Source organism: Brevibacterium sp. FME37 (assembly GCF_014897485.1).
GTDB lineage: Bacteria > Actinomycetota > Actinomycetes > Actinomycetales > Brevibacteriaceae > Brevibacterium.
In genome coordinates, this window is sequence record NZ_JABUYE010000005.1 from 69,070 (window position 1) to 82,440 (window position 13,371).

A 13,371-nucleotide genomic window follows, 5' to 3' on the forward strand; every position below is an offset into this window, starting at 1 on the left:
TTCGGCGGGTTCAGTTCGACAGTGACCGGGCGATGATCGTGCGCTGGATCTCCGAGGAACCCTCGTAGATCCGATAGATGCGGGCGTCACGGACGTAGCGTTCGAGCGGGAAGTCCCTGGTGAAGCCGTAGCCGCCGTGGATCTGCAGCGCTTCGTCGGCGATGAACGCGGCAGCTTCGGAAGCGGCGAGCTTGGCGGTGGCAGATGACCGGGTGAAGTCCACCTCGGCGTCCCTCTGCTCTGCTGCGTCCATCGTCAGCAGCCAGGCCGAACGGTACTTCGTGTACATGTCCGCAAGTTTGAAGGCGATGCCCTGCAGTCGGTTGAGGGGCTTGCCGCTGATCCTGCGCTCGCCGGCCCAGGCCACGGCTGCGTCGAGGGCGGCCTTGCCGATGCCCAGGCTCATTGCCGCGACCTCGATGCGGCCCCGGTCGAGGACGCGCATGGCCGTGGTGAAGCCTTCGCCCTCGACGCCCAGCAGTGCGTCATCGGGCACGATCGTGTCGATGACGAATTCGTAGACCGGGCTGCCGCGCAGACCCATGGTCTTCTCCGGAGGATTGAAATCCAGCCCCGCCGAGGCGGCCTTGGTGTCGACGATGAATGCACTGATTCCCTTGTGCCCGGCCTCGACATCAGTCTTTGCGTAGACGACGATGAAGTCGGCGAATCCGGCGTTCGTGATGAAGCACTTGGTGCCCTTGAGATGCCACCCGCCATCGACCTTCGTCGCCTTCGTCGACATCTCGGCAGGGTTGGATCCCGCCCCCGGTTCGGTCAGTCCGAAGGAACCGATGATCTCACCGGCGGCGGCCCTGGGCAGCCAGTTCTCGCGCTGGGTATCGGTGCCGCCGAGCAGGATCGAGTCGGTGGCGAGGAACTGTGCGGTGATGATCGACGCCGTCGAGGCGCACGCCTCGGTGACTGCGGCGACCATCTGACTCATCGCCACGGACCCGACGCCGGGCCCACCGAATTCCTCGGGCAGGTTGAGACCGAGGACCCCCACCTCGGCGAGGGTCTGCAATGTTGTGTCCGAGACGCGTTCGTTCGCATCCGCGGCCGCGGCCTGCGGGGCGAGCACGTCCCTGCTGATCTGTGTGACGGCGGCGACGAGTTCCTGCTCGTCCGCGCTGATGTCGAATCCCATGGTCCTACTCCTTCGTCGGTTCTGCTGAACGGGGTGCGTCAGTTCGTTCTGCGCTCAGCTCGTCATTGTGCTCGCCGAGGTGGGGCACCGGAAGCGCGGATGTCGGCCTGACACCGTCGACGAGGAGGGGGTGGCGCAGGTGCGTATGACAGGTGCGGGCATCGGTGGTGGTGAGTCCGCGGCCGTCGGTGATCGGTCCGTTGACCGCCTCGGCGAAGTTGAGGACGGGAGAGTTGGGAACTCCTGCCGCGTCGAAGATCGCGCACAGCTCGGCCACCGTGTGACCGGTGGTGAACTCCTCGATCTCGGCGCGCAGGGCGTCATCGTTGTCCGAACGGTCGGAATCGGTGGCGAAACGCGAGTCGAGGACGAGTCCGGGCTTGCCGAGCGTGGCCGAGAGGACGGCGAAGAGCTTGTCGTTGGCGACGGCGATGACGACAAGACCGTCAGCAGCCTGGTAGGTGTCGAAGGGAGCGGAGATCGGATGGCGGTTGCCGACGCGGTCCGGTGCCGAGCCCGCTGCGTGGATGGCGGTGTTCGTCGGCTGCATGGCCAGCATGACGTCGAGCATCGGAATGTCGATGTGGGCGCCTTCGTCCGTGATCTGCCGATGGAAGAGGGCGCTCGAGACGCCGAAGGCGGCAAAGACTCCGGCAGAGACATCGGCGATGGACTCACCCACCCGGGTGGGGGACCCGTCGGGGAATCCGGTGGCCGACATGAGACCGCTGAGGGCCTGGATGACGGTGTCGTAGGCGGGTCGTTTCGCCTGGGCGCCGGTCTGGCCGAAGCCGGAGATCGAGGCGTAGACAATGTCGGGTTTGACTGCTTTGATGTCCTCAAAGGACAGACCCAGCTTGGCCGCGACTCCCGGCCGGAAGTTCTCGACGACGACATCGCAGGTGCGGATGAAAGCAAGGAGGTTCGCCCGCTGCTCCGGGGCCTTGAGATCGACCTCGATGGAGCGTTTTCCTCTGTTGAGCGAGGTGAAATAGGTCGAGCCAGTCTCCGTGAAGGGCCCCAGGTGGCGGGAGTCGTCCCCGTGCCCTGGCATCTCGATCTTGAACACCTCTGCGCCCTGATCGGCGAGCATGGCCGTGGCGTAAGGTCCGGCCAGCACGCGCGAGAAGTCCGCGACTCTGACCCCGGAGAGTAGTTGCTTCGTTGCGTTCATGCTCTTCATCCTCTGCGGGGAAGACAGAGGAATACAACGCTCTCACCTCGAGTTTCGTCCGAGGTGTCGGATTGTCTGTGGAGTCGCCAGTCGACTACCCAGTGCTGTGGAGGCATAGACCATGGCTGGCGAGACTCAGAGTTGAGGCACGCCGACAACGCTGTCCGAAATGTCGGACAGAACTTGATCCAGGCCACTATCGCTTTTCCGCGCAGGGGACAGAATGGGATGTGTAGTCAGCGATGACAATGAGGGGGACTGGTTCCCGCTCGCCATGATCCGAACATGAGAATCGTTCCGCTCCGTCAGACAGAATGAAGAAGGAGAGTCACATGACCAGCGTCTCCGAAACCTCGGGCACCTCCAACTCGAGCACCGCAGCGACGAAGCCGTCGTTCACCCAGCATGACCCCTCACGCGTGATCCGCGCCGACCGTGGCACGCAGATCACCGCCAAGTCCTGGCAGACCGAAGCTCCTAAGCGCATGCTCATGAACAACCTCGACCCCGAGGTTGCCGAGCGTCCCGAAGACCTCGTCGTCTACGGCGGCACCGGTCGCGCGGCTCGCTCCTGGGAGGCCTACGACGCGATCGTGCGCACCCTTGATGACCTCGAGGACGATGAGACTCTCCTCGTCCAGTCGGGCAAGCCCGTCGGTGTCATGCGCACCCACGAATGGGCACCACGGGTGCTCATCGCCAACTCCAACCTCGTCGGCGACTGGGCCAATTGGGAGCACTTCCGTGAACTCGAGGCCGAGGGCCTGATGATGTACGGCCAGATGACAGCCGGGTCCTGGATCTACATCGCCACGCAGGGCATCCTGCAGGGTACCTATGAGACCTTCGGTGCCATCGCCCGCAAACGCTATAACGGCACCCTGGCCGGAACCCTGACCATCACCGGCGGCTGCGGAGGCATGGGCGGAGCTCAGCCTCTGTCCGTGACCCTCAACGGCGGCGCCTGCCTCATCATCGACGTCGACAAGACCCGCCTGGATCGTCGCAAGTCCAAGCGCTACCTCGACGAGGTTGAGACCGATCTCGATACTGCGCTCGCCAAGGTCATCGAGGCCAAGAAGAACAATCAGGCGCTGTCTGTGGGACTCGTCGGCAACGCCGCTGAGATCCTGCCGATGATCCTCGACCGTCCTGAGGCTGCAGAGGTCGACATCGTCACCGACCAGACTTCGGCGCATGACCCGCTGTCCTACCTGCCCATCGGTGTCAGCGTCGATGACTGGCATGACGAGGCTGAGCAGGACGCGGAGAAATTCACCATCCGCGCCGAGGAGTCCATGGCCAAGCACGTGCGTGCCATGGTCGAATTCCAGGATCGCGGCGCGGAGGTCTTCGACTACGGCAACTCGATCCGCGATGAGGCCCGCAAGGCCGGCTACGAGCGCGCCTTCGAGTTTCCCGGCTTCGTCCCCGCCTACATCCGCCCGCTCTTCTGCGAAGGACTCGGACCCTTCCGCTGGGTCGCCCTGTCCGGTGATCCCAAGGACATCGAGGTCACCGACAAAGCTCTGAAGGAACTCTTCCCAGAAAACGAGCACCTCCACACCTGGCTCGATGCCGCCAACGAGTACGTCGAGTTCGAAGGCCTGCCGGCACGCATCTGCTGGCTCGGGTACAAGGAGCGTCAGCAGGCCGGTCTGCTGTTCAACCAGCTCGTCGCCGAAGGCAAGATCTCGGCCCCGATCGTCATCGGCCGCGACCACCTCGACTCCGGCTCGGTCGCCAGCCCCTACCGTGAGACCGAATCCATGCTCGACGGCACCGACGCCGTGGCCGACTGGCCGCTGCTCAACGCCATGGTCAACACCTCATCGGGTGCCACCTGGGTGTCCATCCACCACGGCGGCGGAGTCGGCATCGGCCGCTCCATCCACGCCGGTCAGGTCTCCGTGGCCGACGGCACCGAGCTCGCTGCGAAGAAGCTCGCCCGCCTGCTCACGAACGACCCGGGCATGGGCGTCATCCGCCACGTCGACGCCGGCTATGACCGTGCCGCCGAGGTCGCCGAAGAGCGCGGCATGCGCGTTCCGATGATCCCGGAGCTCGACAAGCGCGACGAGGAGTCCGCCGCGCAGTGAGAAGCACGGGGTGGTTCCGCGCTGAGGTGACTCTGCAAAGGCGTGCGTGAGTACTTGTGCCCAGCGACCTGTCCAACGCGGACGCCAGCGAGCTGCCCCGGCGCGGCCTCAGGCATCGAGGAAGAGGTCGAGCTCGAGGTCGTCCGGGCCATGGCCGACCGTGCCTGACTTCGACTCATCGTGGGCATACACGAAGAGGTCGGTGATGCCCTCGCCAGCCAACACCTCGTCGTCGATGAAGAAGTTGCCGGTGACCTCGCGTGGGTCGCTGGTGAGGACGGCCCAGGCCGCATCCGCCATGATCTCCGGCGTCCGGCTGCGGGCGACCATCTCTTCTCCGCCGAGGAGGTTCGCCACTGCGGCCGTGGCGATCGTCGTTCTCGGCCACAGACTGTTCGCCGCAACCCCGTCGCCGCGAAGTTCCTCAGCCAGCCCCAGGGTCACGAGCGACATTCCGTACTTGGCCATGGTGTAGCCGAGGTATTCGCCCGCCCACCGCGGATTGAGATTGAGCGGTGGCGAGAGCGTGAGGATGTGAGCGGCCGTGGACTTCCGCAGGTGCGGCAGTGCGGTCTTGGCCAGGAGGAACGAACCTCGTGCATTGATCGACTGCATGAGATCGAACTTCTTCATCGCCAGATCGTCCGTCTTCGACAGGTCGATCGCACTCGCGTTGTTGACGACGATGTCGATCCCGCCGAATGTCTCGGCTGTCCTCGACACCGCCTCGGCGACAGACTGTTCGCCGCCGAGGTTGGTGTCAGTGGTCATGGTGTCTCTCCTTCATGAGTCGTCAGCATTGATCGTCTGGGTGGTTCCAGCAGCGAGAGCTCGCTCGCTACGTCCGACGATATCCTTCAGTGATTGTTTGGCGGCCAGAAAGCCGCACATTCCGTGGGCGCCGGGACCAGGAGGGACCGCCGCGGAACACAGATAGACTCCCGGCCGATCGCGACCGGGCGAACTCAGCCGATACGGGTTGACACCCGGTGTCGGACCGAGGACCAGCTGGAGTGGGTCTTTCCTGCCGGTGAGGATGTCTCCGCCGACGAAGTTCGCATTGAGCGATTCGATAGCTGCAGTCTCGCGTGGCGTCACCGCCGCAATCCGATCACGGGTTCCGGGTGCGAAGCGTTCGATCTGGTCAATGATCGCTTCGGTGGCATCACCGTCGTAGCCGTTCGGTACATGCGCATAGGCGTCGATCGGCACAATCGAGCCCTTCGCCCGCCCGGGATCCGCAAGGTGCTGCTGGGCGAGTAGCACATATGGCCTCTCCGGCATCCGGCCTCGTGTGGTCTCCATTTCAGCGAACGCCGTCTCCTCGTAGGTTCCTGAGAGGTGGACAGTGCCGGCACGTCGTGACGGCTCATAGGTCCACGGGATCCCGCCGTCGACCGCCAGCGCCACCTTGAATGCCGCCGGTCCGTCGTGCCATCGTTCCAGACCTCGCACCGCATGCACCGGGAGTGAGCTGCCCGCGATGCGGGCCGCCTCGGCGGGACCGGTGTTGAGCATGAGCACATCCGGGTTGCCCAACTCCCGAACGTCCTCGACCCTCCGTCCGGTCTCGACCCGCCCGCCCAGGGACAGAAGGAGCGACTCCATCGCCGAGGTGATCCGACCCGACCCGCCGACTGCCACCGGCCAGCCGTAGTAGTGTGCGGCCGAGGCAAGAGACGTGCCGATTGCTGAAGAGAGCGGTGCGTTGAATGGGCCGAAGGTGTGCGCCGCGACTCCAGACCACAGGGCGCGGGCCTCCTCGGTGCGGAAGTACCTCGCGACGGCTGCCGCGGGCAGTGCCGCCCGCATTCCCAGGGTTGCGAGGTGGAAGGGATGCCTGGGGACGTGGATGAGGGTCTGGAGGAACTCATCGGCAACTGTCGGCATCCGTGAGGCCACGGGGGAGAAGAACCTCCGATATCGTTCAGCATCCGCACCGAGGGTGCGTGAGGTCTCCACCACGGATCGCACGGCGTGGGCTCCGCGACCGCCATCGAGAGGGTGCGAGAACTCGACATCCGTATAGGCCCATTCAAGTCCGTGCTGTTCTAGCGGGAACGTCCGAGCGAACTCCGAGGCCAGTCCGAAAGGATGGTGGCTTGAGCAGTCGTCGTGCACAAGACCAGGAAGGGTGAGCTCGGAGCTGCGGGCGCCGCCCCCCACCCGATCACCTGCCTCGTACACAGTGACCGAGACGCCGGCAGCGGCCAGGGTGATGGCCGCCGCCAGTCCGTTCGGTCCACTGCCGATCACAGCAGCGGTCGTCATTCTCGGGCTCCTCGTCTAGTCACGCTCGGCGGCGTCCTGCAGGGCCGGCTCCGTGGCGAGGTCGTGATGCCTCACCGCAGACTCGGGTTTCTGGGCACCCGCGGATTGCGGAGCGGATTCCATTGATGTCACCGTGGCCCGGGAGGCTGGAGTGTAGTGCGGATCCCTCCACGTCACGTTGAGCGGAATCGGTCCGTTGGGAAGCCACGGCTGCTCCTTGACGCAGTCGGCGACGTTCCAGGTACCACGTTCCACGATACCCACGGCCGCGTCAATGACCATGTAGTCCTGAGTCGACTTGTGGATCGGCTGTGACTCAACCCAGGCGACGACGAACTCGCCGGGCTCGAACTGGCAGCGACGCTGGAGTTCGGCGATGAGATGGTGGTTATGGAGGTGACCGTCACCGAAGTTGAAGCCCAGCAGCGAGTTGCAGGAGAACTCCGCCTCACGGATCGTGGCCCGATCGACGTCGTTGACGTGATGGTACAGCAGCGAGAACAGCCCACGACCCTGACTGTGCATCGATCGCCAGCCCGCGGTCTGCAGCATCGTGATCTCCGCCGCCACCCGCGGGAACTCCATCTCCTGCAGCTGGTCGACCTGGTTCTTCGTCGGACGATTCACGGCATTCAGCTTGTCCTCGGCACCGGGTTGGAAGGCCCAGAGCGCCGAGGCCCAGTTGCCCGCATACTGTCTCATCGACGGCGTGAAGGCGACGAGGTCCGGGCGAAGATTGCCGAGCACGGGGAAGAAGAACAGGCAGGCCAGGGTCGCGACGATGAGCCACGGAGAGCTCGCATCGCCCAGCCCATAGCCGTCCCCATTGGGGTGGCCGAGGAAGAGGAACCCCGCGATGTACATGAACAGAAGATTCCATTCCAGGGGCACAGCCAAAGGGAAGGTGCTCGTGATGAACCCGTGGAAGAGGATCATCAGCAGTGTCCCGGCGAGAGCCAGGGTCCAATCCGTCGAGAGGAGAAGGACAAGCGGAGTGACGATCTCGACGAGAGTGCCGAGGACGTGCCCGATGCCGGAGGCCAGATGGGACGGCCTGACATCGTCGGGGTAGTTGCGATAGTGCAGACGCCTGATCGCCTTGCCCGGGATGATCGGCGCATTCGAGATCATCGGCGGGATGACGAAGGAGAAGTGCTTGCCGATCTTCGAGACTCCGGCCCCCACCCAGACGGAGAAGATGAGCAGCTTGAGCATAATGATCATGTCGACGAGGCCGTTGCCGAGGAAGGGAACCAGCCCGAAGATGAGAACGGCGGGTCCGTACTGTTCGGCACGGGCGGCGATGAAGATCACCTTGTCGCGCAGTCCCATGATGACGAGAAGCACGAGTGGCACGAACAACAGCGGCGGGCTGACCAGGTTCCCGAGGTCCTCGGGAGAGCCAGCGGCCACGGTCGATCCGGTGACCCCCGGCAGAATGATCGGGACGAAGAGCGCAATGAGCAGCAGCGCATAGAGGACCACATCGAATACCGTGCGGTTGAATCCGTTGGTTCCGGGAACCTTCCCGGGCCACGGCGGCATCCGGATGGTGCCGGGCCGCAGCCAGAACAGGCAACCACCCGTCATCGGCTTGAACTTACCGGCCAAAGGCCCCCACGATCCGGCCACGCCGATGGTCTCAAGCAGGAACGTCCAGAGCACGAGTTTCTGGAACACGATCGGCTCGTTCCACCACTGAGCCACCTGCCACGGGGCGCCGATACCCGAGGTGAGCGTGGCCAGGGTGACGCCGACGCCGATGTAGAGAACGGCGAGCTTGAGGATGTAGATGATGTGGAACAGTTTCGGTGAGCCGAACCCGCAGTCGACCCAGTGCAGGACGACGGCCCTGATTCTCTCCGAGAGGGGGAGGGATTCGAATGTCTCAGCGTCAACCGGAGGAGCATCCGGAGTTGTGAGTCCCATGTCGCTTCCTTTCACAGGCAGGTGCCCGACTCCGATGTCGAGCAAGTGGACCTGGAATCACCCTAGGGAGGATGTGCCATGGATCCCATGGATGCTCAGCCGAAGCTCCGCGAAGAATTTGTACTCCCGATACAACACGGCCCTTCACCCGGACGCTCCGTGCGGCGAATGTCCCTCGGGCGGGAATCAGCGTGGCAGAGAGCCCCTTTCATGTGTTTCCCTCTGGGGCGCTCGGCCACAGCCGAGGTGAGGCTGCCGCCTGTCAGCCCTCGGTTCCATAGAGATAATGGTGAGCGTGCAAAGCGGACTCGATGTTCAAGCGGTTCTCTGTCAGTCTCACTCCGAGGGCCGCCTCGGCCATCTCGACCCGGTACCGGATCGAGTTCTTGTGCATGGTCATCGAGGCCGCTGTCGCCGTGTAGCTGAGCTCATGGCGCAGAAAGGCCGAGAGGGTGTTCCGGTGGCGGGCATTCGCCTCGGTGTCATCGGCCAGCGGACCGAGCACCGATCTCACCCACACTCGAGCGGCTTCGACGTCCTGGACCAGCAACGAGGTAACGGCCATACCCCGGTCATCGTGTGATCTCAGCTCGGCGGGAGCGCGCCCGGCGATGCAGACGCGCTGCACGCGTTCTGCTTCCTGATGGGAGAGGCGAAAACCGGCGGACAAGGCGTGCGCGGAGCCGATCGCCAGATGGATCGAGCCCGACGGCGGCACACGCCGGCGAAGAGAGTCGTCGTACTCCCAGTCGGTCGGCACAGGGATCCACCCCCAGGCGGTGTCCTGGTCCCGGCCGATGATGAGGCAAGCACGGTGGGAGCCGAGCGCGCCGGCGAGGTCTCTGATGGCTGCGGTGAACCGACTCAGCTGACCGTTCGCGTCAGGGGCCGAGTGGTGGGTCCATGCGATGACCGCGACATGACGACCGCCGAGGCTGTAGGCGAGGATCCGCTCGGCCGCCGCGACGTCGATGGGCTCCCCCGCGATGATGCGTCTGACCTGGGTCTCCCTGGCCGTTGTGCGATTGGCCAGCCAGGATTCCCGTTCCTGCTCGTAGAGTTCAGCGACCTTCTGCGAAATCCAGTCGATGTACTCCGAGACCTCGTCGACGAGGTGCTGGAAGACCGCAGAGACGAGCTCCGCCGGCAGCTCCTCGTCCTCGATGACAAAATCGTAGGCGCTCTGGAGCATTCTCTGCTGCCCCAGACGATAGGCCCTGACCAGTGCATTGACGGAGATTCCGCGTTGGGCCAGCCGTCTGGCGTATTCGAATGCGGCGGTCGGCGGTTCCAAGTTGTCCGAGGAGATGCCGTGCTGAAGCGCGTGGAGGATCGTTTCGACATTGCCCTCGATGCTTGCGCTGAGGAGATCGAGGAGAGCCGGTTCGGCACCGAGCTCGGTGATCCTCGTCGCCAGATAGTCGTAGACCCGCCGTGTGAGCTCGGGAATGTGCGGGGTCATGCCCGCAGCGATCCGCGACGCGTGGGTCCGCGCCTCCGCGGTGGAGCTGTCGGCCTTCAGCCCGTCATTGGGTGGCCAGAGCAGATGATCGACCATGTCTGCACAGTACCGCCGATTGAGGCCCGTGGGGACGGCCGAGTCGACGAAAGCGCGAGCTGTGTTTGTATCTTTGACCGAAATGGCGATGGTGATTTGGTCACCGTGCCCAGTGAACGTGCGTCATTGCGTGGCTAGTGTGAGGCCATGATGACTTCGAATCCTGCCCTCATCGACGCGGAATCCTCCGTCTATCCCGTCGCCGAGGTGGTGGGGCTGCCCCATGCCCGCGCCCGAACCAACCCCCACGAACCCTGCCTCAGCTGGCTCGGAGGCAGTTTCGACAATGCTGAGTTCGCCTCCGCTGTCGCGGCCACAACCCACATACTGCGCTCGCGGTTCGGAATCGGTCGCGGTTCGGTGGTTGGTGTGTTGCTGCGCAATGTCCCCGAAATCATCACCACGATGTTCGCCACCTGGTCTCTCGGCGCCGGCCTCACCCCGATCAACCCGGCGCTCACCGACGACGAGGTGGTTTTCCAGCTCGATGACTCCGGCTGTGCCCTGCTCGTGGGGGACTCCCGCGCCGAGGCGCTCGCCAGAGGACGCGGGATCGGCTGCCTTCCGGTGACCGACGGCTGCTTCCACGGTGACATCGGTACCCACGGTGACATGGAGCACTGCACTGGCGTCTCTTCCCACTGCCTCGATGACGTCCGGGATGACGACGTGGCGCTCATCGTCTACACCTCGGGGACGACGGGAAAGCCGAAGGGCTGCGTTCTGGAGCAGTCGAACATAGCCGCCATGGTCTGGTCGATCCTGAATGGTCTCAACTTCGGTGAGAACGCTCGCAGCCTGCTGGTTCTCCCGCTCTTCCACTGCAACGGCCTGCTCGCTGGAACGGTCTCACCTCTCATGCTCGGCGGCAGCGTGCATATGATCCCGAAGTTCGACCCCGAGTCATTCTGGGACGTCGTGGAGGAGGAGCGCCCAACCTATTTCTCTGCTGTGCCGACGATCTTCTCGATCCTCGAGGCGACGACGACTCGGGATGTCGACGCTAGTTCCCTGCGCTTCGTCATCTGCGGTGCCGCCCCGATGTCCCCGGACGCGATCACCCGGTTCCAGACTCGTTTCGATGTCGACATGGTAGAGGGCTACGGTCTCTCGGAGTGCTCGGTGTGCGCCACGATCAACCGAAACGATGGTACGAGCAAGCCGGGAACCGTCGGGCCAGCACTGCCAGGAGTGAGCGTGGGAATCACCGACCCGCACGATCGACTGCTCGAACCTGGGGATGTCGGAGAGGTCGTGATCGCCGGGAGGACGGTGATGCGCGGGTACCTCGGCCGATCGGAGGCCACCGCCGAAGTGCTCAAGAACGGGTGGCTGCACACCGGGGACGTCGGATACCTCGATGAGGACGGCTTCCTCGTCCTCGTCGATCGGATCAAGGATCTCATCATTCGCGGCGGGGAGAACATCTATCCCAAGGAGATCGAGGATGCGCTCTTCGAACATCCTCAGGTTCTCGAGGCAGCGGTGGTCGGAAGCCCCGATGACATCTACGGGGAAATCCCCGTGGCCCATGTGGCTCTGCGTGAAGGAGCCGCCGCTTGTGAAGAGGACCTGCTAGCCTTCCTCGAACCGCGACTTGCGCGATACAAACTCCCGACGGAGATCAACATCCACGCAGTCCTGCCGAAGAATTCCGTGGGCAAGATCGTCAAGGGCCAGCTGCGCGGGAGCTGAGCAGTCGAGAACGAAGATCGTCCCCGCCTGACGCCCGAACGCCCTGAGTGCCCGATCACGGTCTGTCCGAAATATCAGACAAATTCTGCCCGACCCGGTTCTGCCATACGCCCCGGCGGTCCATACTGAGGATGAACCATTCTCAACCGTTAAGGACCTTGTCGTGCAGCTCTTCACCGGGATCAGCGAATTGGTCGTCAACGACCTCGACAATGTGGGCGAGCTCAACGTCATCGAAGACGCGGCTCTCCTCATCGACGATGGTCGCGTCGTCTGGTCAGGACCGTCCGCTCAGGCGGACACCGTGCTCCGGGACCACCTCGGCGAGGCACGATCTGAGACCTCGACCGGCACCGTCCTCAAGGACGATGACATCACCAACGGCGAAGTCACCTCGGCGAGTGCCGGCGTCGAATTCGAAACCATCGACCTCGGGGGCAAGGCCGTCCTGCCCGGCTTCGTCGACAGCCACAACCACCTCGTCTTCGCCGGGGACCGGTCGGCGGAGTTCGCCGCGCGCATGGCCGGGCAGAAATACTCGGCCGGGGGCATCGCCACCACGGTCGCAGCCACCCGCGCGGCGAGCGAGGAGGAGCTCGAGGCGAACCTCGTCCACCTCCTCGGCCAGGCCACACGGCAGGGCACGACGACCTTCGAGATCAAGTCCGGATACGGGCTGACCCTCGCCGACGAGCTGCAGGCGCTGCGCATCATCAACCGGCACACCGAGGAATCCACCCTCATCGCCGCCCACGTTGTCCCGCCGGAGTACAAGGACAACCCTGAGGCCTACGTCGACCTCGTCATCAACGAGATCATCCCGGCCGCGACCGGCCAGGCCAAGTGGATCGACGTGTTCTGCGAAAAGGGCGCATTCACCGAAGACCAGACGCGTCGCATCATCGAAGCCGGCAAGGCCGCGGGCATGAAACCGCGCCTGCACGCCAACCAGCTCACCGACGGGGGAGCACTCAAGCTCGGCGCCGAACTCGGCTGCGTGTCCGTCGACCATGCGACCTTCGCCTCCGATGACGACCTCGCTGTCCTCGCCTCAGCCGGCACCGTCGTCACGCTGCTGCCGAGCATCGAATTCTCCACCCGCCAGCCCTACCCCGACGCTCGCCGCTACGTCGAGGCCGGCGTGAGACTGGCGATCGCCACGGACTGCAACCCGGGCTCAGGATTCTCCAACAGCATCCCCTTCACGATCGCCATCGGCGTGCGCGATATGCACTTCACCGTCGAACAGGCCGTGTGGGCCGTCACCGCCGGTGGAGCCAACGCCCTGCAGCGCACCGACGTCGGCCACCTCGGCGCCGGAGCTCGGGCCGACCTCGTCATCCTCGATGCCCCCAGCTACCGCCACCTGGCCTACCGGCCGGGTGTCCAACTCGTCGAACGCGTCTACCGCGGCGGCGAACTCGTCGCCGACAACAGACCCCGGGTCTGAACTTCTGAGGGCCGGGTCCGGCACTCCCGCGTCTTCACCGTCTGA

Annotated in this window: 9 protein-coding genes; 3 read left to right on the forward strand and 6 right to left on the reverse strand. The window is 64.4% G+C overall.

Going from position 1 to position 13,371, the window contains the following annotated elements; genetic code table 11:
- Positions 1-10: 10 nt before the first annotated feature.
- Positions 11-1,150, reverse strand: a complete 1,140-nt coding sequence (locus INT29_RS07975; protein ID WP_096158051.1) for an acyl-CoA dehydrogenase family protein — start codon at positions 1,148-1,150, stop codon at positions 11-13.
- 4 nt (positions 1,151-1,154) lie between these two features.
- A complete protein-coding gene (locus tag INT29_RS07980) occupies positions 1,155-2,324 on the reverse strand; it encodes a CaiB/BaiF CoA transferase family protein (protein ID WP_193071321.1) in 1,170 nt (389 codons plus the stop codon).
- 332 nt (positions 2,325-2,656) lie between these two features.
- Here INT29_RS07980 and hutU point away from each other — a divergent pair, with 332 nt between their 5' ends.
- Positions 2,657-4,423: a urocanate hydratase gene (gene hutU, locus INT29_RS07985; RefSeq protein ID WP_193071322.1), complete on the forward strand. Its 1,767-nt coding sequence runs from the start codon at positions 2,657-2,659 to the stop codon at positions 4,421-4,423.
- A 108-nt stretch (positions 4,424-4,531) separates the two neighbouring features.
- Here the strand turns inward: hutU and INT29_RS07990 are convergent, their stop codons facing one another.
- The 4 genes from INT29_RS07990 to INT29_RS08005 all read right to left on the reverse strand — a co-directional run bounded on the left by INT29_RS07990 (position 4,532) and on the right by INT29_RS08005 (position 10,181).
- On the reverse strand, positions 4,532-5,194 hold the full coding sequence (locus INT29_RS07990; RefSeq protein WP_096158054.1) for an SDR family oxidoreductase: 663 nt from the start codon (positions 5,192-5,194) through the stop codon (positions 4,532-4,534).
- A gap of 12 nt (positions 5,195-5,206) precedes the next feature.
- Positions 5,207-6,694, reverse strand: a complete 1,488-nt coding sequence (locus INT29_RS07995; RefSeq protein WP_096146931.1) for a phytoene desaturase family protein — start codon at positions 6,692-6,694, stop codon at positions 5,207-5,209.
- A gap of 15 nt (positions 6,695-6,709) precedes the next feature.
- A complete protein-coding gene (locus INT29_RS08000) occupies positions 6,710-8,623 on the reverse strand; it encodes a DUF3556 domain-containing protein (protein WP_096146932.1) in 1,914 nt (637 codons plus the stop codon).
- Between the two features lie 262 nt (positions 8,624-8,885).
- The gene (locus tag INT29_RS08005) at positions 8,886-10,181 is read right to left on the reverse strand and encodes a PucR family transcriptional regulator (RefSeq protein ID WP_193071323.1); all 1,296 of its coding nucleotides are present in this window, start codon (positions 10,179-10,181) and stop codon (positions 8,886-8,888) included.
- 147 nt (positions 10,182-10,328) lie between these two features.
- Here INT29_RS08005 and INT29_RS08010 point away from each other — a divergent pair, with 147 nt between their 5' ends.
- Both INT29_RS08010 and hutI read left to right on the forward strand, forming a co-directional pair.
- The gene (locus tag INT29_RS08010; protein ID WP_219618362.1) at positions 10,329-11,876 is read left to right on the forward strand and encodes a class I adenylate-forming enzyme family protein; all 1,548 of its coding nucleotides are present in this window, start codon (positions 10,329-10,331) and stop codon (positions 11,874-11,876) included.
- Between the two features lie 163 nt (positions 11,877-12,039).
- Positions 12,040-13,326 (forward strand): imidazolonepropionase, encoded by a 1,287-nt coding sequence (hutI, locus tag INT29_RS08015; protein WP_193071324.1) that lies wholly within the window; start codon positions 12,040-12,042, stop codon positions 13,324-13,326.
- Positions 13,327-13,371: the final 45 nt, after the last annotated feature.